The sequence below is a fragment of the Enterobacter sp. MGH 4 genome, from assembly GCF_000534735.1.
GTDB lineage: Bacteria > Pseudomonadota > Gammaproteobacteria > Enterobacterales > Enterobacteriaceae > Enterobacter > Enterobacter intestinihominis.
Map to the genome: position 1 here is coordinate 264,998 of NZ_KI973293.1, position 24,474 is coordinate 289,471.

Below are 24,474 nucleotides of genomic sequence, written 5' to 3' on the forward strand. Positions count from 1 at the left end.
ATCTAAATGATAATGATTGCCAATCCTAACTATAGATAAAACCGAGCGCAAGCGTTTTATCCTGGCGCTGTGAAGGCGGTTTCAGGCGATATGAAGCTCGTCGCTCAGCAGAATGCTGTTGCGTCCCATATGCTTGGCTTCATAGAGGGCTTTATCGGCTTTCGCCAGTGCGCCATCAACGTCTTCACCTTCGAACATGGCTATGCCAATGCTGATGGTCACGTTAGTGGCGACGCTTTCGTTAAACATGTGGGGGATTTTGAGATCGTAAACCTTCTGACGTATGCGTTCAGCTGTCTGGCGCGCTTGCTCCAGTGGGATGTTACTTAACAGCACCATAAATTCTTCCCCGCCAAACCGGGCGACAACATCGCGTGAGCGCACGGCGTCGCGGATCGCAGCCGAGACCCTGATCAAGGCCTGATCGCCCATCATATGGCCGTAATGATCGTTGTAGGCTTTGAAATGGTCGATATCCATCAGCAGCACAAAGTGCTCGCCAGCGTCAGCCCTGGGGAGGTTCTCAAGCCGGCTTTGCAGCCCGCGACGGTTATATAGGCCGGTGAGCGGGTCCATCATGCTGAGATCGGTCAGGGTTTCACGCTCTTCGAGCAGTTCGGAAAGCAGCTCCTGGGCGAAACGGTCATTACGCCGCTGAAGAACATGATGGATACCAATGGCGACCACCGGCAGCGCGAAAAAATAGGCCATTCTCAGCCAGTTTTCGGACGGGCTAAGCCACAGGCAGGATATAAAAGCGGGAAATGAATGTAACGTAAAGGCTTTAATATTACTGGCGAAAGCCAGAGACCCTATAAAAAGCACTGTTAATAGCGCCATCATTAAATAGGTTGCGTGATCGTGCGTTATTAACAGAAATTTTGAGACGATCTGCCATGCCCATAAAAACCCAAAAATAGCTGAAACAGCAGGGATATTTATTTTTCGCGTGCTATTTTTCCAGTGCCAGATAAGTAAGCCAGTGCTGGCAGTCAATACGGCAAACAGGGGGACTGATAACACACGAACGGAATAGAGAGGGTTTGTTACCGAGAACAATGCTGATGCAGCGTTCAGAAATAAAAATAAACGTAAAGAAAGCTGATATTTCTTGTTGACTAAGGACAGCCAGGATTGTGATGTCATATGCGTGCGTTTTTATTAAAACTCAATTAAAACAATGAGCAAGGTGTTGTTATGTATTATTGGTCGCTACAAAATTGAATTTTTATTATCAGAAAAACGTTATCGGAAGTTAACAGGTGGGCAATTTATCACCTTACACATTCTCTGTCATTATGGGAAAGCAATTGCTGGCGCAATTTCTTACGTCGGATGCTGACAAGTGATAATTACTATCATATGATACTGGTTATCATTATCAGTGCGAGAGGTGAAACCATGTTGAGCAAAGCGCTGGGAAGTGGGTGGGGAATATTGCTGCCTGGTTCCATTATCGGTGGGCTGATGTTTGCCGATCTTCCCATTGATGTCTGGAAAGCAATGATTGTTTCGGGCTTGCTGGTGACATCCGCGATGATCTGGCACAAACAGTTACGGCATTACGTGCTGTTGCCATCATGCGTTGCGCTAATCAGTGGACTGCTGGTGATTCTGATGAGTTTGAAATAAAAGGGAAAAAAAAGAGGTACTGCTGAAGGGATGTAAGATAATTGGTGCGAGGGGGGGGACTTGAACCCCCACGTCCGTAAGGACACTAACACCTGAAGCTAGCGCGTCTACCAATTCCGCCACCTTCGCACAGTCATCTTACTGGTTTGATATCGCCTCGTTGGTGCGAGGGGGGGGACTCGAACCCCCACATCCTAAGGACACTAACACCTGAAGCTAGCGCGTCTACCAATTCCGCCACCTTCGCACAGTCATCTTACTGGTTTGATATCGCCTCGTTGGTGCGAGGGGGGGGACTCGAACCCCCACATCCTAAGGACACTAACACCTGAAGCTAGCGCGTCTACCAATTCCGCCACCTTCGCCCAGTGCGAGCAATATCAACGTGATTTATGGTGCGAGGGGGGGGACTTGAACCCCCACGTCCGTAAGGACACTAACACCTGAAGCTAGCGCGTCTACCAATTCCGCCACCTTCGCATACCATCGACACTGTAAAAGTATCGTAACCACGGAGGCGCATTCTAGATGTTTTCAGCTTTACGTCAACAGAAAATTGCGCACGTTGTTTTGATTGCTGCAAAAATGGGCGATGGCAGCGTCAGCCATCGCCGGGCAGGGGAATTACTTTTTCGCCTGGCGCGTCATCACGGTGCGATACACCTTAAAGCGGCCTGTCTGGGCGATCACTTCGTGGAAGCCGAAGGTTTCATCCAGCACTTTCGGATACGCCAGGAAGGCATTCGCCACAATACGTAGCTCACCGCCGCTGTTAAGGTGACGGGTTGCGCCACGGATCAGCGTTTGCGCCGCTTCAAGGCTGGTCTCCATCCCGTCGTGGAACGGCGGGTTAGAGATGATCATGTCAAAGCGACCGGTCACGTCGGAGAAGACGTTACTGGCAATCACTTCGCCTTCAATGCCGTTCGCAGCAAGCGTGGCGCGGCTGGCTTCTACCGCCGGGGCGCTCACGTCACACAGGGTTAAACGCACTTTTGGTGAGTGGCTGGCGAGAACCGTTGACAGCACGCCCGCGCCACAGCCGACATCCAGCACCTTGCCCTTGGTGTGCGGCGTCAGGGTGGACAGCAGCAGCTTGCTGCCCGTATCAAGCGCGTCACGGCTAAACACACCCGGCAGGGTTTTAATGGTCAGGCCGTCAAGCTGGTACTCGTCCCAGAAGGTGTTGGCATCAAAAGTGGTCTGTTTTTCCAGACGGCCATGATACAGGCCGCAGCGTCGGGCGCTGTCGATTTTCGTCAACGGCGCGTAGCCTTCGAGCATCTGCTCTGCGCTTCGCACCCCGCTGCGGTTCTCACCGACGACAAAAATATCGCAGCCGACCGGCAGCAGAGAAAGCAGGTTCATTAGCTGGAACTGGGCTTCCGGTTTGTTCTTCGGCCAGTAGTAAATGAGCGTATCGCAGTCAGCAATATCGCTCTGCTCCGCCACCAGGCTAAAGCGTGCGCGCTCGCCCATCTGGCGGCTCAGCACCTGCCAGTGGTGGTAGTATTGGGTGTGGGCACGGCTTTCAGCACAGTCGAAACGTGCGGGCAGGTCATCCTGCATATCTCCGGCAAACAGAATACGGCTTTCTTCGAAATCATCACTGTGACGCAGCAAGACTTCACTTGCCGGGGTAAATGCAGACATGAATTGTTCCTCAATAAACTCAGGCGGGGATTATAGTAGGTAGATGGCGCAGTTTCGACACATTTGCTATATTTGCGCGCCTGAGAGACAGGAGTTTTCGCTATGACATCCCGACGAGACTGGCAGTTGCAGCAGCTGGGCATCACCCAGTGGGCTTTGCGTCGCCCGACGGCGTTGCGGGGCGAAATAGCCATCTCCATCCCTGCGCATGTCCGCCTGGTGATGGTGGCAGAAGCGCCGCCTGCCCTGAACGAACCCCTGATTGAGGATGTCCTTCGCACCCTGAAGGTGACAAACGATCAGGTATTACAGCTGGCGCCCGAAAGCGTCGCGATGCTTCCCCCTGACAGCCGCTGTAACAGCTGGCGAATCGGGGCGGTGGATGAGCTACCTCTTGAAGGAAGCCAGATCAGCTCGCCAGCGCTGGACGAACTGAAAGCCAACCCAAAAGCGCGTAGCGCGCTATGGCAACAAATTTGCGAATATGAACACGATTTCTTCCCTCACGACGGCTGACCTGGCCACCGCGTTCGCGATTGAAACACGCGCCCATGCCTTTCCGTGGAGCGAAAAGACGTTTGCCAGCAATCAGGGCGAACGCTATTTAAATCTCCGCCTGGACGTTGACGGTGCGATGGCCGCGTTCGCCATCACGCAGGTCGTTCTGGACGAGGCGACGCTGTTTAATATCGCGGTCGATCCCGCTTACCAGCGCCGCGGGCTGGGCAGGGAGCTGCTTGAGCACCTCATTCGTGAGCTGGAAACCCGTGACGTTTTCACCCTGTGGCTTGAGGTGCGCGCGTCCAATGTCGCCGCCATCGCGCTCTATGAAAGCTTAGGCTTCAACGAGGCGACTATCCGCCGTAACTACTACCCCACCGCAGAGGGACGTGAAGACGCCATTATCATGGCTCTGCCGATTGGATAACGAAAATAAGGTTGTAACGATGAAATGGGACTGGATTTTCTTTGATGCCGACGAAACGCTGTTTACGTTTGACTCGTTCGGCGGCCTACAGCGGATGTTTCTCGACTATAGCGTGACGTTCACCGCGGAAGATTTTCAGGACTATCAGGCGGTGAACAAGCCGCTGTGGGTGGATTACCAGAACGGTGCCATCACCGCGTTACAGCTTCAGCATCAGCGTTTTGACGTCTGGGCTGAACGGTTAAACATCAGTCCTGGGGTGCTGAACGAGGCCTTCCTGAATGCGATGGCGGATATCTGCGCGCCGCTGCCCGGCGCCGTTTCTCTGCTGGATTCGCTGAAAGGGAAGGTGAAGCTTGGGATCATCACCAACGGCTTTACCGCGCTTCAGCAGATCCGCCTTGAACGCACTGGCTTGCGCGATCATTTCGACGCGCTGGTGATCTCCGAAGAGGTAGGCGTGCCGAAGCCGGATCCGCGTATTTTCGATTATGCGCTGGCGCAAGCGGGCAATCCTGACCGCGATCGCGTGCTGATGGTGGGGGATACGGCAGAATCTGATATTCTGGGAGGTATGAGATCGGGCCTGTCGACCGTCTGGCTGAATGCGCATGGCCGCACGCTGCCGGAAGGCATCGAGCCGACCTGGACCGTTACGTCATTGAACGAACTGGAGCAGCTCCTGTGTAAACAATGATTGCCTGCCCCCTGTTGATGGGTAAAATAGCCGCATTTTTCGTATTCCATGATGCGCGGCCTGCTGCCGCGCTTACCTAAGAAGAATTGATTATGACGTTGTCTCCTTATCTGCAAGAGGTGGCCAAACGCCGCACTTTTGCCATTATCTCGCACCCGGATGCCGGTAAAACGACCATCACCGAGAAGGTGTTGCTGTTCGGACAGGCGATCCAGACCGCGGGTACCGTTAAAGGCCGTGGCTCCAGCCAGCATGCTAAATCCGACTGGATGGAGATGGAAAAGCAGCGTGGTATTTCGATTACCACCTCCGTGATGCAGTTCCCGTATCATGACTGCCTGGTGAACCTGCTGGACACCCCGGGGCACGAAGACTTCTCCGAAGATACCTACCGTACCCTGACGGCGGTGGACTGCTGCCTGATGGTGATCGACGCCGCGAAAGGTGTTGAAGATCGTACCCGCAAGCTGATGGAAGTCACTCGTCTGCGCGATACGCCGATCCTCACCTTTATGAACAAACTCGACCGTGACATCCGTGATCCGATGGAGCTGATGGATGAAGTGGAAAACGAGCTGAAAATCGCCTGCGCGCCAATCACCTGGCCGATTGGCTGCGGCAAGCTGTTCAAAGGGGTTTACCACCTCTATAAAGACGAAACCTACCTGTATCAGACCGGTAAGGGCCACACCATTCAGGAAGTCCGCATCGTGAAAGGGCTGGACAACCCGGAGCTGGACGCCGCTGTCGGTGAAGAGCTGGCCGCGCAACTGCGCGATGAGCTTGAGCTGGTCAAAGGCGCCTCTCACGAGTTCGACAGAGAACTGTTCCTGAGCGGTGACATTACCCCGGTCTTCTTCGGTACCGCACTCGGCAACTTCGGCGTTGACCATATGCTCGACGGTCTGGTTGAGTGGGCCCCGCAGCCGATGCCGCGTAAAACCGACACCCGCGAAGTAGAAGCGAAGGAAGAGAAGTTCTCCGGCTTCGTCTTTAAAATTCAGGCCAACATGGACCCGAAACACCGCGACCGCGTCGCCTTTATGCGCGTGGTTTCCGGTAAGTACGAAAAGGGCATGAAGCTGCGTCAGGTGCGTATTGGTAAAGACGTAGTGATCTCCGACGCGCTGACCTTCATGGCGGGCGACCGTTCCCACGTGGAAGAAGCCTATCCGGGTGACATCATTGGTTTACACAACCACGGTACCATTCAGATCGGCGATACCTTCACGCAGGGCGAAATGATGAAGTTCACCGGTATCCCGAACTTCGCGCCGGAACTGTTCCGTCGCATTCGCCTGCGCGATCCGCTTAAGCAGAAGCAGCTGCTGAAAGGCCTGGTCCAGCTTTCGGAAGAGGGGGCTGTACAGGTGTTCCGCCCTATCGCCAACAACGATCTGATCGTGGGCGCGGTGGGTGTGCTCCAGTTTGACGTGGTAGTTGCCCGTCTTAAGAGCGAGTACAACGTGGAAGCGATTTACGAATCGGTGAACGTGGCGACCGCGCGCTGGGTTGAATGTTCAGACGTGAAGAAATTCGAAGAGTTTAAGCGTAAGAACGAAGTTCAGCTGGCGCTGGACGGTGGCGATAATCTGACCTATATCGCCCCGACTATGGTTAACCTGAACCTGACGCAGGAACGTTATCCCGACGTTCAGTTCCGCAAAACGCGCGAGCATTAATTCCCTCACAGAGCACGGCAGCCGCCGTGCTCTTCTTTAATTCCAGTGTTATTAAACCCTTGCGGAATGTTCTTAATTCAACGTAATTTTTCGCTATTCGTTCGTTTTTTCCCCAATTCTGAATGCACCCCTCTGATTGTGATCTATATTTAACTCAGTGTTTAGCACCGGGCGTGGATGAATTAACTGTTCAATGCATGTCCACTGGTTCTCCATTTCGCCCGTGTGTTAATTCGCAATATATAAAACCAAGATTTAGGGAAGTATGTCGCCCAAATAACGGGCAAAACACAGGAATAAATCGATGAATATGACAAGACTGAAGATTTCTAAAACTCTGCTGGCTGTAACGTTGGGTAGTGTCCTGGTAAGCGGTTCTGCTCTGGCGGAATCCAGCACCATGGATAAAGCGCAAAATACCGCTAATACCGCAGGGGAAAAAATCGATAGCTCTATGAATAAAGTCGGTAATTTCATGGATGACAGCTCTATCACAGCAAAAGTGAAAGCCGCACTGGTGGATCATGAATCCATTAAGAGCACCGATATTTCTGTTAAAACCGACAACAAGGTTGTCACTCTGAGCGGTTTCGTTGAAAGCCAGACTCAGGCTGAAGAGGCCGTTAAAGTAGCGAAAGGCGTTGAGGGCGTAAGCTCTGTAAGCGACAAACTGCACGTACGTGACAGCAAAGAATCGTCGGTGAAGGGCTATGCCGGAGATGCAGCAACTACCAGCGAAATCAAAGCTAAACTGTTAGCTGACGACATCGTGCCATCCCGTATGGTGAAAGTTGAAACCACCGATGGTGTGGTCCAGCTGTCCGGTACGGTTGAGAACCAGGCACAAAGCGATCGTGCCGAGTCAATTGCGAAAGCTATTGATGGTGTGAAAAGCGTCAAAAACGATCTGAAAACGAAGTAAAGCAGTACCACTCGCCCGTCTGGCTGAAAACCGCGGGCGAAATAAAAACGACTCTGGAAAAGCCGGTGAGTGACCTGAGCGCTCACGTTTAGCGGCCGACATTAACTATGGTAAAGGAGAGGCTTATGTTTCGTTGGGGCATTATATTTCTGGTTATCGCGTTAATTGCCGCCGCATTGGGCTTTGGTGGACTGGCGGGTACCGCGGCATGGGCAGCGAAAATTGTTTTCGTCGTCGGTATTATTCTGTTCCTGGTCAGCCTGTTTACGGGTCGACGTCGCCCGTAGCAAACGCAATAGTTATTAAACAAACTCAAGCCAGTCCTCGTGACTGGCTTTTTCTCGTTTGAGAACCATCGGGAATGTGCGTTACTGTGTCTCATCAAAATAATGAAAACAGGAAGGCAGAGGTGGGGCAACGAATTCCCGTGACGCTCGGCAATATTGCGCCGCTGACGTTAAAACCGTTTCATGCAGGCCAGCTTGCGCTGGTCTGTGAAGGGGGCGGGCAGCGCGGTATTTTTACCGCCGGCGTGCTCGACGAATTTATGCGCGCGCAATTCAACCCGTTCGATCTCTACTTCGGTACCTCTGCCGGGGCGCAGAACCTCTCCGCCTATGTCTGCAACCAGCCCGGCTATGCGCGCAAAGTGATTATGCGCTACACCACCTCCAAAGAATTCTTCAATCCGGTACGCTTCGTGCGCGGCGGGAACCTGATCGATCTCGACTGGTTACTGGATGCCACCTCCAGCCAGATGCCGCTGGCCATGGATACCGCGTCACGACTGTTCGATACCGGCAAAGCGTTCTGGATGTGCGCCAGCCGTGGCGATGACTATTCACCGGGTTACTTTTCGCCGCAGAAAGAGAACTGGCTGGATATCATTCGCGCTTCCAGCGCGATCCCGGGTTTCTACCGTACCGGCGCGCTGCTGGAGGGGATAAACTATCTTGACGGCGGTATCAGCGACGCGGTGCCGGTACAGGAGGCCGCACGGCGCGGGGCGAAAACCATTGTGGTGATCCGCACGGTGCCTTCTCAGATGTATTACACCCCACAGTGGTTTAAGCGGATGGAACGCTGGCTGGGCGACAGCAGCCTGCAACCGCTGGTGAATATCGCGAAGCAGCATGAAACCACCTACGGCGCGATGCAGCGTTTTATTGAAAAACCACCGGGCAAGCTGCGCATCTTTGAAATTTACCCGCCGAAGCCGCTGCTGAGCATGGCGCTGGGCAGTCGGCTGCCTGCGTTGCGTATGGATTACAAAACGGGGCGGCTATGCGGGCGATACTTCCTGGCGACCGTCGGGAAAATGCTGGCCGAGCAACCGCCTCTTCATCGGCATAAAAGCATCATATTGCCACCCGCTAGTGTGGCCAATGACGCGGTGGCGATGCCGCTGGTGGACGCGCCGCAGGCCAACGACGGCATACTCGATAACGAGGACCTGGCGTGACGCACTCTTTTATCGATACCCATTGCCACTTTGATTTCCCGCCGTTTAGCGGGGAGGAAACATCAAGTATTGCGCGTGCGGCTGAGGCCGGTGTGAGAGCCATTATTGTGCCCGCTATTGAAGCGGCGAGATTCGAGAAAGTCCTGGCGCTTGCCCAGGGTCACGATGCGCTGTATGCCGCGCTGGGTCTGCATCCGATCGTGATTGAGCACCATCTTGATGACCATCTCGACAGGCTGGATGCCACGCTGCAAAACGCGGATACGAAGCTGGTTGCCATCGGTGAGATCGGCCTCGATCTCTATCGTGAAGATCCGCAGTTTGAGCGCCAGCAGACGATCCTGGATGCGCAGCTCCGGCTGGCAAAGCGCCACGATCTGCCGGTGATCCTCCACTCCAGGCGTACCCATGACAAACTGGCGATGCACCTGAAGCGCATCGACGTGCCGCGCAGGGGCGTGGTCCATGGTTTCGCTGGAAGCCTTCAGCAGGCGCAGCGTTTTATCGAGCTGGGCTATAAAATTGGTGTCGGTGGCACCATCACCTATCCGCGAGCCAGCAAAACCCGGGATGTGATGGCGCAACTCCCCCTGTCTTCGCTCCTGCTGGAAACGGATGCCCCTGACATGCCGCTGAATGGTTTTCAGGGCCAGCCCAACCGCCCGGAGCAGGCGGCGCGCGTTTTTGATGTGCTGTGTGAGCTGCGTCAGGAGCCTGAAGATGTGATTGCCAGCGCGCTGCTGGAAAATACCCGCGCGGTCTTCGGCATCACGCTATAGATAAAGGGTCGGGCGGATCACCGTGATCTGCTGTCGTTCCAGGGCCTGCGCCAGCGGCTCGATGTCCTCCGGCGCGGCGCTCCGCCATCGCGCCGCCTCCCCGTAAACCCCATGGGCATGAAACGCGTTGATCCGCACCGGAACGTTCCCCAACGCGTGGATAAAAGCGGTCAGCGATGACAGATGTTGCAGATAATCACACCGATCGGGGATCACCAGCAGGCGTAGCTCCGTCAGGCGATGACGATCGGCCAGCCAGCGGATGCTCTGCTTGATCAGCGTGTTTTCGCGCCCGGTCAGAAAACGGTGATGTTCATTGCCCCAGGCTTTCAGATCCACCATCGCGCCGTCAAACACCGGTAACAGCTTTTGCCAGCCGGTTTCGCTTAACAGGCCGTTGCTGTCCACCAGGCACGTCAGATGGCGCAGGGACGGATCGGCTTTGATCGCGGTGAACAGCGCAACCACAAACGGCAGCTGCGTCGTGGCTTCACCCCCGCTGACGGTCACGCCCTCAATAAACGGCGCGGACGTGCGGATCCGTGAGAGGATCTCCTCGACGCTGTATCGCTGCGCCATCGGCGTCGCCTGCTGCTGACACAGGTGCAGGCAGGTATCGCACTGCTGACAGTGACTCTCCTGCCACCAGACGCGCCCGGCCTGAATCGTCAGCGCATCATGAGGACAGTGGGGAACACAGTCGCCGCAGTCGTTGCAGCGCCCGATGGTCCACGGGTTGTGGCAGGTTTTGCAGCGCAGGTTACAGCCCTGGAGGAACAGCGCCAGGCGGCTGCCCGGCCCGTCCACGCAGGAGAAGGGAATAACCTGACTAACTAAAGCGCATCTGCTGTTCATGGCTTATCACGCGTGGCTGACGTTCCAGAATACGGGTATTGCGCGCGGCCTCCTCGCCGAGCCAGGTGGTGTTGGTGCGCGAGCCGGCCTCCCGATATTTCTCCAGGTCGGAGAGCCGCACCATATACCCGGTGACGCGCACCAGGTCGTTTCCGGCCACATTCGCGGTGAACTCACGCATACCGGCGTTGAACGCTCCCAGGCACAGCTGCACCACCGCCTGAGGATTGCGTTTAACCGTCTCATCCAGGGTGAGAATATCGCTGATCCCCGAATGATAGTGTTTATGGTGCGGGGCTACGGCCAGCAGGTGGCTGATGGGATCTGGCTCGTCACCGTACGGCAGACGCGCCCCCGGCGTGGTGCCTGAATCAGAACTGATCCCTGACTGCGCGTGCAGCATCGCGCGGTGCTGCCAGCCGTGTTTCACCGGCGTGTTTTCAACGAACGCCGCCAGCTGTTCACTGATGCGGTAACCCAGCGCATTGGCCTGCTCGTTTTTACCGTACCGTCCCGTAATGCCTGCTTTCTCGCACAGCACGTTTACCGCTTCGGCCAGACCGTACATGCCAAACATCGGTACAAAACGATCGGCATCAATCAGCCCCTCTTTCACCAGGAAGCTATTCTCAAAGAAGCCGGATTGTTCATATAAAAAATCGCAGCGCGCATTGATGATCGCGATTTGTTGCTGGCAGTAGTGGGGAAGGGTACGGGTGAAAAAGTCTTCCGGTGAGCGGCTGTGCTCCGCAATCGCTTTCAGGTTAAGGCGCACCAGCGTGCTGCCGCCGCCCGCCAGCGGCAGGGAGTTGTAACAGCTCACCACGCCATAGCGACCTTTTGTGAAAATTTTATCATTTACCGGGCCATTGGAAATATGCGGCTTACTACACTCACAAATGTTTTTCGCCACGCTCATCAGCAGATCGTCAGGGGTGACGTCCGGGTCGTAAATAAAGGTCAGGTTCGGCGCGACCTGCTTCAGCTCTGCGTCCGCTCGCAAAATGGCACGCGTGACGGGCGTATCCGCCGGGCCGATATTGGCATGCATAAAGGCATCGGGCAGGGTTCTGTCCAGGTAACGCCAGAAACGTTTTATTCGGCTATCGATTTCATCCTGTGTTAGAATTTTAACATATGGGTTGAGTATCTCATCGAGCTGACCCAGATAGACTGGCATCGATGTGACGGACGGAACATGGTGATAAAGGATAGTGAGCAGTGACAGGGCATCATCCAGATCTTTCGCCCCTTCCAGCTCCAGCCATTCTGAGCCGTTAGCCAGAAATTTAGCGTAGTCCGGCAGCACGTACCGCGGTTTGTAAGGCGCATGACCTTCGAACATGTCGCAGATGTATCCCTCGTCCAGCGCGGCGCGGGCCGCCTCTGGCAGAGCGGGATAGAGCAGATTGTTCTCCGCTTCCAGCGCCAGAAAATGACGTTTTTGTTCCGGGGTTAACACCGGGCTGGTCACAATGTGCTGGCATCGTTGTTGCAGGGCGTCGGGCATGTTCAACTTCCTTGAGGGTTCTGCGGATGGTGAACGAATTGTAAGAAGCCAGCCTGCCGGGGCTTTTGATCCGACAGGGGGTATCGCTGCTTTTGTCGGCGGTTGACGCATGAAAGTTTGAAGAAGATCTCATTACAGTAATGCAAATTTGCACACAGTTTTCATTAACTGTGATGAATGTCGAAGTGTGGATGCGGGTGAATGTTAGAATACTCACAGACCCGCAAGGTAAAATTTATACGGCACTGCCGTTGGAGAATGTTATGACCGATTTAACTGCAAGCAGCCTGCGCGCGTTGAAACTGATGGACCTGACCACCCTGAATGATGACGACACCAATGAAAAAGTCATCGCCCTGTGCCATCAGGCAAAAACGCCAGTGGGTAATACCGCCGCCGTCTGTATCTACCCGCGTTTTATCCCGATTGCCCGCAAAACGCTGAAAGAACAGGGCACGCCGGACGTGCGCATTGCGACCGTGACTAACTTCCCGCACGGTAATGACGACATCGAGATCGCGCTGGCGGAAACCCGCGCGGCGATTGCGTACGGCGCAGACGAAGTTGACGTGGTATTCCCGTACCGCGCGCTGATCGCCGGCAACGAGCAGGTCGGTTTTGACCTGGTGAAAGCCTGTAAAGACGCATGTGCGGCGGCAAACGTGCTGCTTAAAGTGATCATCGAAACCGGCGAGCTGAAAGAAGAGGCGCTGATTCGTAAAGCGTCTGAAATCGCTATCAAAGCGGGCGCGGATTTCATTAAAACCTCTACCGGTAAAGTGCCGGTCAACGCGACTCCGGAAAGCGCGCGCATCATGATGGAAGTTATCCGTGATATGGGCGTGTCCAAAACCGTTGGCTTCAAACCGGCAGGCGGCGTGCGTACCGCAGAAGACGCGCAGCAGTTCCTGGCTATTGCCGACGAGCTGTTCGGCGCCGACTGGGCGGACTCCCGCCACTACCGCTTCGGCGCGTCCAGCCTGCTGGCCAGCCTGCTGAAAGCGCTGGGTCACGGTGACGGTAAGAGCGCAAGCAGCTACTAAGTTTGAATTGCCGGGTGGCGCTACGCTAACCCGGCCTACAGGATCGTAGGGCGGGTCAACATACCCGCCGCCATTCACCCGATTCCGCATGGAGGTTACCGTGTTTCTCGCACAAGAAATTATTCGTAAAAAACGTGATGGTCATGCATTAAGCGACGAAGAGATCCGCTTCTTTATCAACGGCATTCGTGATAACACCATCTCTGAAGGGCAGATTGCGGCTCTGGCGATGACCATTTTCTTCCACGATATGTCGATGCCTGAGCGCGTGTCCCTGACCATGGCGATGCGAGATTCAGGAACCGTTCTGGACTGGAAAAGCCTCAACCTCAACGGCCCGATTGTGGACAAACACTCCACCGGCGGCGTGGGCGACGTGACCTCCCTGATGCTTGGCCCGATGGTGGCAGCCTGCGGCGGTTACATCCCGATGATTTCCGGGCGCGGCCTGGGTCATACCGGCGGTACGCTCGACAAACTGGAAGCCATTCCGGGCTTCGATATCTTCCCGGATGACAACCGCTTCCGCGACATTATTAAAGACGTTGGCGTGGCGATTATCGGCCAGACCAGCTCTCTTGCGCCAGCAGACAAGCGTTTCTACGCGACGCGTGACATTACCGCGACCGTAGACTCCATCCCGCTGATCACCGCCTCTATCCTCGCCAAAAAGCTGGCGGAAGGGCTGGACGCGCTGGTGATGGATGTGAAAGTGGGCAGCGGCGCGTTTATGCCGACCTATGAACTCTCTGAGGCGCTGGCTGAAGCGATCGTTGGCGTTTCCAACGGCGCGGGCGTGCGCACCACCGCACTGCTGACGGACATGAACCAGGTGCTGGCGTCCAGCGCCGGTAACGCCGTTGAAGTCCGCGAGGCCGTGCAGTTCCTCACAGGCGAATACCGTAACCCGCGCCTGTTCGATGTCACCATGGCGCTGTGCGTTGAGATGCTCATCTCCGGCAAGCTGGCCAAAGACGACGCTGACGCGCGCGCGAAGCTTCAGGCGGTGCTGGACAACGGCAAAGCGGCGGAGATCTTTGGTCGGATGGTGGCGGCGCAGAAAGGCCCGACCGACTTCGTGGAAAACTACGCGAAATACCTGCCCACCGCGATGCTCAGCAAAGCGGTCTATGCGGACAGTGAAGGCTTTGTCTCGGCTATGGATACCCGCGCGCTCGGCATGGCGGTCGTGTCTATGGGCGGCGGTCGTCGTCAGGCATCGGACACCATTGATTACAGCGTCGGCTTTACCGATATGGCCCGTCTGGGCGACAGCGTTGACGGCAAACGTCCGCTGGCGGTGATCCACGCGAAAGACGAAGCCAGCTGGCAGGACGCGGCGAAAGCGGTGAAGGCGGCAATAACTCTTGACGATAAAGTACCGGAAACCACACCGACGGTCTATCGTCGTATCACTGAATAGCGGTATACTGATCTGATCGCATTTTTATGAAGCACTAAGTACGGAGAACAATTATGAAACGTGCATTTATTATGGTGCTGGACTCATTCGGCATCGGCGCAACCGAAGATGCAGAACGTTTTGGTGACGTGGGTTCCGATACCCTGGGTCACATCGCGGAAGCCTGTGCAAAAGGCGAAGCGGACAACGGTCGTAAAGGCCCTCTGAACCTGCCAAACCTGACCCGCCTCGGGCTGGTAAAAGCGCATGAAGGTTCTACCGGTAAAATTGCAGCCGGTATGGACGGAAACGCGGAAGTGGTGGGCGCCTACGCGTGGGCGCACGAGCTCTCTTCCGGCAAAGATACGCCCTCCGGTCACTGGGAAATCGCTGGCGTGCCGGTGCTGTTTGACTGGGGTTACTTCTCCGATCACGAGAACAGCTTCCCGCAGGAGCTGCTTGATAAGCTGGTGAAGCGCGCCAACCTGCCGGGCTACCTCGGCAACTGCCACTCTTCCGGTACCGTGATTCTGGATCAGCTCGGCGAAGAGCACATGAAAACCGGCAAACCGATTTTCTATACCTCTGCTGACTCTGTGTTCCAGATCGCCTGCCACGAAGAGACGTTTGGCCTGGATAAACTGTACGAGCTGTGCGAGATCGCCCGTGAAGAGCTGACCGAAGGCGGCTACAACATTGGCCGTGTTATCGCGCGTCCGTTTATCGGCGACAAAGCGGGTAACTTCCAGCGTACCGGCAACCGTCACGATCTGGCCGTGGAGCCACCGGCGCCGACCGTGCTGCAAAAACTCGTCGACGAGAAAGACGGCCAGGTCGTTTCCGTAGGTAAAATCGCGGACATCTACGCTAACTGCGGCATCACCAAAAAGGTCAAAGCGACCGGTCTGGATGCGCTGTTCGACGCCACCATCAAAGAGATGAAAGAAGCGGGCGACAAGACCATTGTCTTCACCAACTTCGTGGACTTCGACTCCTCCTGGGGTCACCGTCGCGACGTTGCCGGTTATGCCGCGGGTCTGGAGCTGTTTGACCGCCGTCTGCCAGAGCTGATGGAGCTGGTGGGGGAAGATGACATTCTGATCCTGACCGCTGACCATGGCTGTGACCCGACCTGGACCGGTACCGACCACACCCGTGAGCACATTCCGGTGCTGGTGTACGGCCCGAAAGTCAAACCGGGCTCGCTGGGTCATCGTGAAACCTTCGCGGACATCGGCCAGACGATTGCGAAATACTTTGGTACGTCTGACATGGAATATGGCAAGGCTATGTTCTAAACGGATTGGGTGAGGTCTGATGCCCTCACCCCGACCCTCTCCCACAGGGAGAGGGAGAAGAGAATGTAGGCCGGGTAAGGCGCAGCCGCCACCCGGCAAAAACAACAATGTAAAAGGAACTGAAGATGGCAACTCCTCACATTAATGCAGAAATGGGTGATTTCGCTGACGTCGTATTGATGCCGGGCGACCCGCTGCGCGCGAAACACATTGCAGAAACCTTCCTGGAAGACGTGCGTGAAGTGAACAACGTGCGTGGCATGCTGGGCTTCACCGGTACCTATAAAGGCCGCAAAATCTCCGTGATGGGTCACGGCATGGGTATCCCATCCTGCTCCATCTACACCAAAGAGCTGATCACCGATTTCGGCGTGAAGAAAATCATCCGTGTCGGCTCCTGCGGCGCGGTGCGCATGGACGTTAAGCTGCGTGACGTGGTGATCGGCATGGGCGCGTGCACCGACTCTAAAGTCAACCGCATTCGCTTTAAAGATCATGACTTTGCGGCCATCGCTGACTTTGACATGGTGCGTAACGCGGTTGACGCAGCAAAAGCGCTGGGCGTTGACGCGCGCGTGGGCAACCTGTTCTCTGCCGATCTGTTCTACTCGCCAGAAGGCGACATGTTCGACGTGATGGAAAAATACGGCATTCTGGGCGTGGAAATGGAAGCGGCCGGTATCTACGGCGTGGCGGCTGAATTCGGTGCGAAAGCGCTGACCATCTGCACCGTGTCTGACCATATCCGTACTCACGAGCAGACCACCGCTGCCGAGCGTCAGACCACCTTCAACGACATGATTAAAATCGCGCTGGAATCCGTTCTGCTGGGCGATAAAGAGTAAGAGCTGTTGTGCCGGGTGGCGGCCTCGCCTGACCCGGCCTACGGTTTTGTAGGCCCGCTAAGCGCAGCGCCAGCGGGCTTTTTTACTAGCGCACGGCCTGAGCAATCCACGCCGATACATCCCGCAGCTCTTTTTCCTGCTCCGGAAAATCCCCAATTAATGCATCACACTCCTGCTGCAACATATCCGCCCGATACAGACAGCCCTGTAAACGTGCGGCCAGCGCCTCCAGCGGTGCAGGATTGAGACTATCCGTAAAGACCTGCGTGCGGGTAATATGGCCCTTCTCCACGTCAAAGTGCAGCTCAACGCCGCCCCATGTAAATCGCTCATCCAGCAGGTGTGAAAACGCCGGTGCCTGACCGAAGTTCCACTCCCAGCTGCTCTGGCGCGCAAAGGTTTCCGCGAAGTTGGGCAGGTCCGGTGTTTTGTCAGGGGAGATCACTTCAGCTTCTACCCGCTCACCGTAATGTTCGAAGAAGGCTTCACGGATCGCGTCGCAAATCTGCTCATGAGTAATCCCCGGCAGCAGATCCACCAGATTCGCCACGCGACCGCGCACGGAGGTAATGCCTTTCGCCTGGAGCTTTTTCTTGTCCGGGTTCAGATAGTTTGCCAGACGGCTCAGATCGGCATTCAGCAATAATGTGCCGTGGTGGAATCCGCGATCCATCGTTTCGCGGTAGGCTGAGCCTGACACTTTCCGGTCGCCTTCAGGTGTTTTCACCACCAGATCGTTACGACCCGAGGCTTCAGCCGTCACGCCGAGCGAATTGAGCGCGTTGAGCACAATGGAGGTCGAGATGGTTTTGTCGTATTCCGGCTTGCCCGCCATAAAGGTAAAGCAGGTGTTGCCGAGATCGTGGAACACCGCACCGCCGCCGCTGCTGCGGCGCGCCAGGCGGACGTTGTCCTCTTCCATACGGCGGGTGTTACACTCTTTCCACGGATTTTGCGCGCGGCCAATAACGACCGTATCAGCGTTGCGCCAGAGAAACAGGACGCGCTGGGTGGCGGGCATCTGGCGGAAGATGCACTCTTCCACCGCGAGATTAAACCAGGGATCGTAAGAGTCAGAGATAAGCAGGCGTAACGTCGACATGGCAGAGTTCCTTTTCCGAATCATCCGCCTACTTTATCACTATTCTTTCTTCTCGCTCTCTTCCTCTTCGGGAACTGACTTGCTGGCGGTTAACAGGAACGGCGACTGCTGCCAGCGGGTGCGCTTGCCTTGCAGCAGCGTGCGCGCCAGTACCACGCCAATCGCCAGCGAGAGCAGCAGCATCAGGCGCAAAATATTGGTGGTGTTATCCACCTGTTTGGCTTCGGTTGGCAGGGTGTGGGTGTCGAGTGTCAGACGTAAATAGCCGAGTGGGCCATTCTTGCCCTGAATGGGTTCAACGATTTGTTGATTGAAATAACCGCCAGCTTTTTTGCCGTCCAGTGCCAGCCTGTCGCGCACGTCGACATGCTCACCCGCGCGGGCAATCAGGTCGCCCTGTTCATCGTACACGCCCGCATCCAGAATGCGGCTGTTTTCCGTAAGCTGGCGCAATACCTGGGCTATCCGCTTGTCATCCGGCGTTTCGGTGCGCATAGACGGCGCAACGTTGAGCGTCACCTGGCGCGCCAGCGTACGGGCCAGTTCTTCAAACTGCGGGTTACGCTGTCGTTGGTGATTCTGGCTAAACCAGGATGCCCCCTGCATAAGCGCCACTAATAGTGCGAGACAGATCAGGACAATCACGGCGCGATGAAGCCGGAATTTCAGTTTTGCGCGAGCCATATTCCACCTGCTTAAAATTTACGGCTTAATGTTGCCAGAAGTGATGGTTACAGGGTAGCCTCATGCGTTATTTTCCCTCTGGAACCTTCCGGCGCGAACGAAATTACAGGAGCTTCAATGCCGAACATTACCTGGTGCGACCTGCCAACGGATGTCTCTTTATGGCCAGGATTGCCGCTCTCTTTAAGTGGCGATGAGGTGATGCCTCTCGATTACCACGCTGGCCGTAGCGGCTGGCTGCTGTACGGACGCGGCCTGGATAAGCAACGCCTCACCCAGTATCAAACTAAACTGGCCGCAGCGATGGTCATCGTTGCGGCCTGGTGCGTGGAAGATTATCAGGTTATTCGCCTGGCGGGTTCCCTGACGCAGCGCGCCACGCGTCTGGCGCACGACGCCGGGCTGGACGTAGCCCCGCTCGGCAAAATTCCGCACCTGAAAACGCCTGGCCTGCTGGTGATGGACATGGACTCCACCGCCATTCAGATCGAGTGTATTGACGAGATTGCTAAACTGGCGGGCAGCGGCGAGCTGGTGGCGGAAGTCACCGAGCGCGCGATGCGCGGCGAGCTGGATTTCACCGCCAGCCTGAGACAGCGCGTGGCGACCCTGAAGGGGGCCGATGCTAACATTTTGCGTCAGGTGCGCGATGAACTGCCCCTGATGCCAGGGCTGACGCAGCTGGTGCTCAAGCTAGAGACGCTCGGCTGGAAAGTGGCGATTGCCTCCGGTGGGTTCACCTTCTTTGCCGATTACCTGCGTGACAAGCTGCGTCTGACTACCGTGGTGGCAAACGAGCTGGAGATCATGGACGGCAAACTCACCGGACAAGTGATTGGCGACATCGTGGATGCGCAGTACAAAGCCAATACGCTGACGCGTCTGGCGGAGAAATACGCCATTCCGGTCGAACAGACCGTCGCCATCGGCGATGGCGCGAACGATCTGCCGATGATCAAAGTTGCCGGACTGGGTATTGCCTACCACGCCAAGCCGAAAGTGAATGAAAAGACGGAAGTCACTATCCGTCATGCTGACCTGATGGGCGTGTTCTGCATTCTCTCCGGCAGCATTAATCAAAAATAGCGGCCTGCTTTTGTAGGCCGGGTAAGCGTCAGCGCTATCCGGCGCGCAGACCGCACAGAAATAACGAGGTAAACCGTGGCGAAAGCTCCAAAACGCGCATTTGTCTGTAATGAATGTGGTGCGGATTATCCGCGCTGGCAGGGGCAATGCAGCGCCTGTCATGCCTGGAACACCATCACCGAAGTGCGTGGTGTGGCGGCTTCGCCGAGCGTGGCCCGCAATGAACGGCTGAGCGGCTATGCGGGCAATGCAGGCGTGTCGAAGGTACAAAAACTTTCGGATATCAGCCTTGAGGCGCTGCCGCGCTTCTCAACCGGATTCAAAGAATTTGACCGCGTGCTCGGCGGTGGCGTAGTGCCGGGCAGCGCTATTCTGATCGGCGGTAACCCGGGCGCGGGTAAATCGACCCTGCTGCTGCAAACGCTCTGCAAGCTCGCCGAACAGATGAAAACCCTGTACGTCACGGGCGAAGAGTCACTCCAGCAGGTGGCGATGCGCGCGCACCGCCTCGGTCTGCCGACCGGCAATCTGAATATGCTCTCGGAAACCAGCATCGAGCAGATCTGCATGATTGCCGAAGAAGAGCAGCCGAAACTGATGGTGATCGACTCCATTCAGGTGATGCATATGGCGGACATTCAGTCGTCACCGGGGAGCGTGGCGCAGGTGCGTGAAACGGCTGCGTACTTAACGCGCTTTGCCAAAACGCGCGGCGTAGCGATAGTGATGGTGGGCCACGTCACCAAAGACGGCTCGCTGGCCGGCCCGAAAGTGCTTGAGCACTGTATCGACTGCTCGGTGATGCTCGACGGCGATGCGGATTCCCGTTTTCGTACCCTGCGCAGCCATAAAAACCGCTTCGGCGCGGTGAATGAGCTGGGCGTGTTTGCCATGACCGAGCAGGGGCTGCGCGAAGTCAGCAACCCCTCGGCCATCTTCCTGAGCCGTGGCGACGAGATTACGTCCGGTAGTTCGGTGATGGTGCTGTGGGAGGGGACGCGTCCGCTGCTGGTTGAAATTCAGGCGCTGGTGGATCACTCGATGATGGGTAATCCGCGGCGCGTGGCGGTCGGTCTGGAACAGAACCGCCTGGCGATCCTGCTGGCGGTGTTGCACCGTCACGGTGGCCTGCAAATGGCGGATCAGGACGTGTTCGTCAACGTGGTTGGTGGGGTGAAGGTTACGGAAACCAGCGCGGATCTGGCGCTGTTGCTGGCGATGGTCTCCAGCCTGCGCGACAGACCGTTGCCGCAGGATCTGGTGGTATTTGGCGAAGTAGGGCTGGCGGGCGAAATTCGCCCGGTGCCGAGCGGTCAGGAGCGTATCTCCGAAGCGGCAAAACATGGCTTCCGCCGCGCAATTGTTCCGGCCGCCAACGTGCCGAAAAAAATCCCGGAAGGGATGCAGGTTTTTGGCGTTAAAAAACTCGCAGATGCGTTAAATGTCTTTGACGACTTATAATTACGTATTCGATTTTGCAGGAGGCACCGTAATTTATGTCATCATTTGACTACATCAAGACCGCTATCCGCCAGAAGGGCTGCACGTTACAGCAGGTAGCGGACGCCAGCGGCATGACCAAGGGCTACCTGAGCCAACTGCTGAACGCCAAAATCAAAAGCCCCAGCGCGCAGAAGCTGGAAGCGCTGCACCGTTTTCTGGGGCTTGAATTTCCGCGGATGCAAAAGAACATTGGCGTGGTGTTCGGTAAGTTCTACCCGCTGCATACCGGGCATATCTATCTGATCCAGCGCGCCTGTAGCCAGGTCGACGAGCTGCATATCATCATGGGTTATGATGAAACCCGCGATCGCCAGCTGTTTGAAGATAGCGCCATGTCGCAGCAGCCCACCGTGCCGGATCGCCTGCGCTGGCTGCTTCAGACCTTTAAGTATCAGAAAAATATTCGTATTCATGCCTTTAACGAAGAGGGCATGGAGCCGTACCCGCACGGCTGGGACGTGTGGAGCAACGGCATCAAAGCGTTTATGGAAGAGAAGGGCATTGCGCCTAACTGGATCTACACCTCTGAAGAGTCCGACGCGCCGCAGTTCCGCGAGCATCTGGGCATCGAAACCGTGCTGATCGATCCTAAACGCACCTTTATGAACATCAGCGGGGCGCAGATCCGCGAGAACCCGTTCCGCTACTGGGACTACATTCCGACCGAGGTGAAGCCGTTCTTCGTGCGTACGGTGGCGATCCTCGGCGGCGAGTCGAGCGGGAAATCGACGCTGGTGAATAAGCTGGCGAATATCTTCAATACCACCAGTGCGTGGGAGTATGGCCGCGATTACGTCTTCTCACACCTCGGTGGTGACGAGATGGCATTACAGTATTCCGACTACGATAAAATCGCGCTCGGTCATGCCCAATACATTGATTTCGCGGTGAAATACGCCAATAAAGTCGCCTTTATTGATACCGATTTCGTCACCACGCAGGCGTTCTGTAAAAAGTACGAAGGACGTGAGCACCCGTTTGTGCAGGCGCTGATTGATGAATACCGCTTTGATCTGGTTATCCTGCTGGAAAACAACACGCCATGGGTAGCCGACGGTATGCGCAGCCTGGGCAGCTCGGTAGACAGGCGTGAGTTCCAGACCATGCTGGTGGAGATGCTTAACGAGAACAACGTTGAGTTTGTGCATGTGGAAGAGTCGGATTACGACACCCGTTTCCTGCGCTGCGTCGAGCTGGTGAAAGAGATGATGGGTGAGCAGGGGTAAAAAACTTACCCCTCACCCTAACCCTCTCCCCAAAGGGGAGAGGGGATCGCACGGAGCTGTCTTTACCCTCTCCCCCGTGGGGAGAGGGCAGGGTGAGGGGGAACAAACCACTCAATACTCAACCACCACTTTCCCACGCATATGCCCCTCCAGCACCATGCGGTGCGCTTCGGTAATGCTTTCCACGCTCAGCCCGTACAGCGTTTCGCTGAGCGAGCTTTCCACCACGCCGTTATCCACCAGCTTCGCCACCTCATTTAAAATCTCGCCCTGGCGCGCCATATCCGCGGTCTGGTACATGCTGCGGGTGTACATAAATTCCCAGTGCAGGGCGGCAGATTTGGACTTCAGCTTGTCCTGGTTTAGCGGATGCGCATTTTCAACGATGGAACAAATGTGTCCCTGAGGGGCAATCAGATCGCTGACCGCATCCCAGTGCCCGTCGGTGTCGTTGAGGATAAAAATGTAATCCACAAAGGTGAGCCCCTGTTTCGCCAGTTCACCCTTCAGGTCGCGGTAATTTACGACAACGTCAGCCCCGCGATCGCGACACCACCGGGCGGAATCTTCTCGTGAGGCGGTTGCGACGATCTTCACCTTGCTGTTGTGCTTCGCAAACGGGATCGCCAGCGATCCGACTCCACCCGCGCCGCCAATTATCAGCAGCGTTTTATCTGCGTCGGCATCCTGAATCTTCAGCCGTTCAAACAGGCCTTCCCACGCGGTGAGCGCCGTCAGCGGCAGTGCTGCCGCAGAGGCCCAGCCAAGGTTTGCAGGCTTGTGCCCGACAATGCGCGCATCGATAAGCTGGTGCGTGGTATTGCTGCCCGGTCGGGTGATATCCCCCGCGTACCATACTTCGTCACCCGGTTTGAATCCGGTGACGCCAGCCCCGACGGCTTTGACGATCCCGCTGGCATCCCACCCGAGAATGCGCGGCTCCTTCAGTCCGCTTTTGGCAATGCCTGCATGTACTTTGGTATCCACCGGGTTTACGGAGACGGCTTTCACCTCCACCAGCAGATCGTACTCGCCGGGCTGCGGCATCGGCGGGGTAATTTCAACGAAGGTGGAGGGATTTTCTGGGTTAACGGCAATGGCTTTAACAGACATGGTGTTCTCCTCAATGAATGCGTTGTGTTGAGGCTAGTCTATTAAGTGGTCAGTTGCATGATAAGATGGACAATCAAGAACTCAGCGTTCGTACAGGGTGAACAATCATGTTTAAACAGCTACAGGATATGGCGCTGTTTGCGCTGGTGGCTGAGATGGGCAGCTTTACTGCGGCGGCGCAGAAGGCTGAACTGCCGAAATCCAGCGTCAGCCAACGCATTAGCCAGCTGGAGCAGCAGGTGGGGATCCGCCTGCTTAACCGCACGACGCGCAAAATAAGCTTGACGTTTGCGGGCGAGCACTATCTGGTGCACTGCCGCGAGATGCTGGCGGCCAGCGAGCGCGCGGAGTATGCCATTCAGCGGCTGCGAGAAAACCCCAGCGGGCGGCTGAGGATCACCTGTCCGGCAGGGATTGGCGCGACGCTGCTGGCGCATATGAATGCCGAGTTCCAGCTTCGCTACCCTGACGTGTCGCTGGATGTATCAATTTCAGACGATGTGGTGGATCTGGTCGAGTCGGGTTTTGACGTGGCGCTGCGCACCGGCAAACCGCAGGATTCTTCCCTGATTGGTCGCATGATTGGGCACTGTCCGCGCTACATGCTGGCCTCGCCTGACTATCTGGCACGTCGGGCGCCGTTAATCCATCCCCGACAGCTGGTGGATCACCGCTGCATTACGCACCGGGCATGGTCGGAGTGGCTTCTGCGAAGCGAGAGTGAGGATTACCGCTACCTGCCGGATAACGCCCACATGACGGATAACCTGGTGTACGCCCGAGAATGCGCCATTGCCGGGGCGGGGATCACGCTGTTACCCGCATTCCTGCTGGAAGATAAAATCGAAAAGGGCGCGCTGGTAAAGGTGCTACCGGAGTGGCGCGTTGAGGGGAACGATCTCTGGCTGGCCTATCCGAGCCGTAAGCTCAATTCGCCTGCGCTGATGAGCTATATCGACTTTGCGATGCAGTTTGATGAGGTGAAGCGGTATTACGTGGGCAAATAAAAAAGCCGGGTGGCGGCTTCGCCTTACCCGGCCTGCACACTGTGC

General features: G+C 56.1%; 24 protein-coding genes and 4 tRNA genes. 17 read left to right on the top strand and 11 right to left on the bottom strand.

All coding sequences use genetic code 11. The annotated features are described in order from the left end of the window. Positions 1 to 81: 81 nt before the first annotated feature. Positions 82 to 1,146, bottom strand: coding sequence for a GGDEF domain-containing protein (locus L350_RS09380; protein WP_032625386.1), 1,065 nt, complete (start codon positions 1,144 to 1,146; stop codon positions 82 to 84). Positions 1,147 to 1,362: 216 nt separating this feature from the next. Between L350_RS09380 and L350_RS09375 the strand changes: the two genes are divergently transcribed. Then, positions 1,363 to 1,632, top strand: a complete 270-nt coding sequence (locus L350_RS09375) for a DUF1435 domain-containing protein (protein WP_026080652.1) — start codon at positions 1,363 to 1,365, stop codon at positions 1,630 to 1,632. A 42-nt stretch (positions 1,633 to 1,674) separates the two neighbouring features. On the opposite strand, the gene L350_RS09370 is transcribed toward L350_RS09375, so the two are convergent. The 5 genes from L350_RS09370 to rsmC all read right to left on the bottom strand — a co-directional run bounded on the left by L350_RS09370 (position 1,675) and on the right by rsmC (position 3,285). Continuing rightward, positions 1,675 to 1,761, bottom strand: a tRNA-Leu gene (locus L350_RS09370). A gap of 32 nt (positions 1,762 to 1,793) precedes the next feature. After that, a tRNA-Leu gene (locus L350_RS09365) sits at positions 1,794 to 1,879 on the bottom strand. Between the two features lie 32 nt (positions 1,880 to 1,911). Further along, positions 1,912 to 1,997 (bottom strand) — tRNA-Leu (locus tag L350_RS09360). Positions 1,998 to 2,025: 28 nt separating this feature from the next. Then, positions 2,026 to 2,112 (bottom strand) — tRNA-Leu (locus L350_RS09355). Positions 2,113 to 2,256: 144 nt separating this feature from the next. Next, positions 2,257 to 3,285: a 16S rRNA (guanine(1207)-N(2))-methyltransferase RsmC gene (gene rsmC / locus L350_RS09350; protein ID WP_032625390.1), complete on the bottom strand. Its 1,029-nt coding sequence runs from the start codon at positions 3,283 to 3,285 to the stop codon at positions 2,257 to 2,259. A gap of 102 nt (positions 3,286 to 3,387) precedes the next feature. Between rsmC and L350_RS09345 the strand changes: the two genes are divergently transcribed. The 8 genes from L350_RS09345 (at position 3,388) to L350_RS09310 (ending at position 9,755) form a co-directional block, all read left to right on the top strand. Then, entirely contained in the window at positions 3,388 to 3,801 is a 414-nt protein-coding gene (locus tag L350_RS09345) for a DNA polymerase III subunit psi (RefSeq protein WP_022646978.1), read from the top strand. Continuing rightward, complete coding sequence (rimI, locus tag L350_RS09340) at positions 3,770 to 4,213, top strand: ribosomal protein S18-alanine N-acetyltransferase (RefSeq protein WP_032625392.1); 444 nt, start codon at positions 3,770 to 3,772, stop codon at positions 4,211 to 4,213. Before L350_RS09345 ends, rimI begins: the two co-directional genes overlap by 32 nt. 19 nt (positions 4,214 to 4,232) lie before the next feature. Then, the gene (gene yjjG, locus L350_RS09335; RefSeq protein ID WP_022646980.1) at positions 4,233 to 4,910 is read left to right on the top strand and encodes a pyrimidine 5'-nucleotidase; all 678 of its coding nucleotides are present in this window, start codon (positions 4,233 to 4,235) and stop codon (positions 4,908 to 4,910) included. A 92-nt stretch (positions 4,911 to 5,002) separates the two neighbouring features. Beyond that, complete coding sequence (prfC, locus tag L350_RS09330) at positions 5,003 to 6,592, top strand: peptide chain release factor 3 (RefSeq protein WP_022646981.1); 1,590 nt, start codon at positions 5,003 to 5,005, stop codon at positions 6,590 to 6,592. 304 nt (positions 6,593 to 6,896) lie between these two features. Further along, positions 6,897 to 7,514: a molecular chaperone OsmY gene (gene osmY / locus L350_RS09325; protein WP_022646982.1), complete on the top strand. Its 618-nt coding sequence runs from the start codon at positions 6,897 to 6,899 to the stop codon at positions 7,512 to 7,514. A 125-nt stretch (positions 7,515 to 7,639) separates the two neighbouring features. Continuing rightward, entirely contained in the window at positions 7,640 to 7,801 is a 162-nt protein-coding gene (locus tag L350_RS09320) for a DUF1328 domain-containing protein (protein WP_003856556.1), read from the top strand. A gap of 122 nt (positions 7,802 to 7,923) precedes the next feature. After that, the gene (locus L350_RS09315) at positions 7,924 to 8,976 is read left to right on the top strand and encodes a patatin-like phospholipase family protein (protein ID WP_023299272.1); all 1,053 of its coding nucleotides are present in this window, start codon (positions 7,924 to 7,926) and stop codon (positions 8,974 to 8,976) included. Then, positions 8,973 to 9,755, top strand: coding sequence for a TatD family hydrolase (locus L350_RS09310; protein ID WP_022646984.1), 783 nt, complete (start codon positions 8,973 to 8,975; stop codon positions 9,753 to 9,755). Before L350_RS09315 ends, L350_RS09310 begins: the two co-directional genes overlap by 4 nt. Here the strand turns inward: L350_RS09310 and L350_RS09305 are convergent. After that, the gene (locus tag L350_RS09305; protein WP_032625395.1) at positions 9,750 to 10,610 is read right to left on the bottom strand and encodes a YjjW family glycine radical enzyme activase; all 861 of its coding nucleotides are present in this window, start codon (positions 10,608 to 10,610) and stop codon (positions 9,750 to 9,752) included. The two genes, L350_RS09310 and L350_RS09305, sit on opposite strands and share 6 nt — an antisense overlap. Continuing rightward, on the bottom strand, positions 10,585 to 12,120 hold the full coding sequence (locus L350_RS09300) for a YjjI family glycine radical enzyme (RefSeq protein ID WP_032625398.1): 1,536 nt from the start codon (positions 12,118 to 12,120) through the stop codon (positions 10,585 to 10,587). The genes L350_RS09305 and L350_RS09300 overlap by 26 nt, the downstream gene beginning before the upstream one ends. A gap of 263 nt (positions 12,121 to 12,383) precedes the next feature. Here L350_RS09300 and deoC point away from each other — a divergent pair, with 263 nt between their 5' ends. The 4 genes from deoC (at position 12,384) to deoD (ending at position 16,708) form a co-directional block, all read left to right on the top strand. After that, positions 12,384 to 13,163, top strand: coding sequence for a deoxyribose-phosphate aldolase (gene deoC, locus L350_RS09295; protein ID WP_022646987.1), 780 nt, complete (start codon positions 12,384 to 12,386; stop codon positions 13,161 to 13,163). A gap of 100 nt (positions 13,164 to 13,263) precedes the next feature. Then, positions 13,264 to 14,586, top strand: coding sequence for a thymidine phosphorylase (gene deoA / locus L350_RS09290; protein ID WP_032625399.1), 1,323 nt, complete (start codon positions 13,264 to 13,266; stop codon positions 14,584 to 14,586). 53 nt (positions 14,587 to 14,639) lie between these two features. Further along, positions 14,640 to 15,863 carry a phosphopentomutase gene (deoB, locus tag L350_RS09285; RefSeq protein WP_022646989.1) on the top strand — a complete coding sequence of 408 codons (1,224 nt, stop codon included), beginning with the start codon at positions 14,640 to 14,642 and terminating at the stop codon, positions 15,861 to 15,863. Between the two features lie 125 nt (positions 15,864 to 15,988). Beyond that, a complete protein-coding gene (deoD, locus tag L350_RS09280; RefSeq protein WP_003856538.1) occupies positions 15,989 to 16,708 on the top strand; it encodes a purine-nucleoside phosphorylase in 720 nt (239 codons plus the stop codon). 85 nt (positions 16,709 to 16,793) lie between these two features. Here deoD and lplA read toward each other — a convergent pair whose 3' ends face one another. Further along, positions 16,794 to 17,810, bottom strand: a complete 1,017-nt coding sequence (gene lplA / locus L350_RS09275; protein ID WP_023305408.1) for a lipoate--protein ligase — start codon at positions 17,808 to 17,810, stop codon at positions 16,794 to 16,796. A 39-nt stretch (positions 17,811 to 17,849) separates the two neighbouring features. Continuing rightward, positions 17,850 to 18,494 (bottom strand): YtjB family periplasmic protein, encoded by a 645-nt coding sequence (locus tag L350_RS09270; RefSeq protein WP_015572615.1) that lies wholly within the window; start codon positions 18,492 to 18,494, stop codon positions 17,850 to 17,852. 117 nt (positions 18,495 to 18,611) lie between these two features. Here L350_RS09270 and serB point away from each other — a divergent pair, with 117 nt between their 5' ends. The 3 genes from serB to nadR all read left to right on the top strand — a co-directional run bounded on the left by serB (position 18,612) and on the right by nadR (position 22,309). Continuing rightward, positions 18,612 to 19,580 carry a phosphoserine phosphatase gene (gene serB / locus L350_RS09265; protein ID WP_032625401.1) on the top strand — a complete coding sequence of 323 codons (969 nt, stop codon included), beginning with the start codon at positions 18,612 to 18,614 and terminating at the stop codon, positions 19,578 to 19,580. A gap of 75 nt (positions 19,581 to 19,655) precedes the next feature. Then, positions 19,656 to 21,041: a DNA repair protein RadA gene (gene radA, locus L350_RS09260; RefSeq protein ID WP_003856523.1), complete on the top strand. Its 1,386-nt coding sequence runs from the start codon at positions 19,656 to 19,658 to the stop codon at positions 21,039 to 21,041. A 35-nt stretch (positions 21,042 to 21,076) separates the two neighbouring features. Further along, positions 21,077 to 22,309, top strand: a complete 1,233-nt coding sequence (gene nadR, locus L350_RS09255; RefSeq protein ID WP_003856522.1) for a multifunctional transcriptional regulator/nicotinamide-nucleotide adenylyltransferase/ribosylnicotinamide kinase NadR — start codon at positions 21,077 to 21,079, stop codon at positions 22,307 to 22,309. A gap of 111 nt (positions 22,310 to 22,420) precedes the next feature. Here the strand turns inward: nadR and L350_RS09250 are convergent, their stop codons facing one another. After that, positions 22,421 to 23,422, bottom strand: coding sequence for a zinc-binding alcohol dehydrogenase family protein (locus tag L350_RS09250; RefSeq protein ID WP_032625404.1), 1,002 nt, complete (start codon positions 23,420 to 23,422; stop codon positions 22,421 to 22,423). A 107-nt stretch (positions 23,423 to 23,529) separates the two neighbouring features. Here L350_RS09250 and L350_RS09245 point away from each other — a divergent pair, with 107 nt between their 5' ends. Then, entirely contained in the window at positions 23,530 to 24,429 is a 900-nt protein-coding gene (locus L350_RS09245) for a LysR family transcriptional regulator (RefSeq protein WP_032625407.1), read from the top strand. Positions 24,430 to 24,474: the final 45 nt, after the last annotated feature.

What these genes read in the sequence shown, in the direction of transcription:
- L350_RS09320 (WP_003856556.1), top strand. Translation starts at nt 7,640, where the DNA reads ATGTTTCGTTGGGGCATTATATTTCTGGTTATCGCGTTAATTGCCGCC.
- yjjG (WP_022646980.1), top strand. Translation starts at nt 4,233, where the DNA reads ATGAAATGGGACTGGATTTTCTTTGATGCCGACGAAACGCTGTTTACG.
- deoD (WP_003856538.1), top strand. Translation starts at nt 15,989, where the DNA reads ATGGCAACTCCTCACATTAATGCAGAAATGGGTGATTTCGCTGACGTC.
- rsmC (WP_032625390.1), bottom strand. Translation starts at nt 3,285, where the DNA reads ATGTCTGCATTTACCCCGGCAAGTGAAGTCTTGCTGCGTCACAGTGAT.
- L350_RS09270 (WP_015572615.1), bottom strand. Translation starts at nt 18,494, where the DNA reads ATGGCTCGCGCAAAACTGAAATTCCGGCTTCATCGCGCCGTGATTGTC.
- L350_RS09380 (WP_032625386.1), bottom strand. Translation starts at nt 1,146, where the DNA reads ATGACATCACAATCCTGGCTGTCCTTAGTCAACAAGAAATATCAGCTT.
- deoC (WP_022646987.1), top strand. Translation starts at nt 12,384, where the DNA reads ATGACCGATTTAACTGCAAGCAGCCTGCGCGCGTTGAAACTGATGGAC.
- rimI (WP_032625392.1), top strand. Translation starts at nt 3,770, where the DNA reads ATGAACACGATTTCTTCCCTCACGACGGCTGACCTGGCCACCGCGTTC.
- osmY (WP_022646982.1), top strand. Translation starts at nt 6,897, where the DNA reads ATGAATATGACAAGACTGAAGATTTCTAAAACTCTGCTGGCTGTAACG.
- L350_RS09250 (WP_032625404.1), bottom strand. Translation starts at nt 23,422, where the DNA reads ATGTCTGTTAAAGCCATTGCCGTTAACCCAGAAAATCCCTCCACCTTC.
- L350_RS09300 (WP_032625398.1), bottom strand. Translation starts at nt 12,120, where the DNA reads ATGCCCGACGCCCTGCAACAACGATGCCAGCACATTGTGACCAGCCCG.
- L350_RS09375 (WP_026080652.1), top strand. Translation starts at nt 1,363, where the DNA reads ATGATACTGGTTATCATTATCAGTGCGAGAGGTGAAACCATGTTGAGC.
- lplA (WP_023305408.1), bottom strand. Translation starts at nt 17,810, where the DNA reads ATGTCGACGTTACGCCTGCTTATCTCTGACTCTTACGATCCCTGGTTT.
- deoB (WP_022646989.1), top strand. Translation starts at nt 14,640, where the DNA reads ATGAAACGTGCATTTATTATGGTGCTGGACTCATTCGGCATCGGCGCA.
- L350_RS09305 (WP_032625395.1), bottom strand. Translation starts at nt 10,610, where the DNA reads ATGAACAGCAGATGCGCTTTAGTTAGTCAGGTTATTCCCTTCTCCTGC.
- prfC (WP_022646981.1), top strand. Translation starts at nt 5,003, where the DNA reads ATGACGTTGTCTCCTTATCTGCAAGAGGTGGCCAAACGCCGCACTTTT.
- nadR (WP_003856522.1), top strand. Translation starts at nt 21,077, where the DNA reads ATGTCATCATTTGACTACATCAAGACCGCTATCCGCCAGAAGGGCTGC.
- L350_RS09345 (WP_022646978.1), top strand. Translation starts at nt 3,388, where the DNA reads ATGACATCCCGACGAGACTGGCAGTTGCAGCAGCTGGGCATCACCCAG.
- L350_RS09245 (WP_032625407.1), top strand. Translation starts at nt 23,530, where the DNA reads ATGTTTAAACAGCTACAGGATATGGCGCTGTTTGCGCTGGTGGCTGAG.
- serB (WP_032625401.1), top strand. Translation starts at nt 18,612, where the DNA reads ATGCCGAACATTACCTGGTGCGACCTGCCAACGGATGTCTCTTTATGG.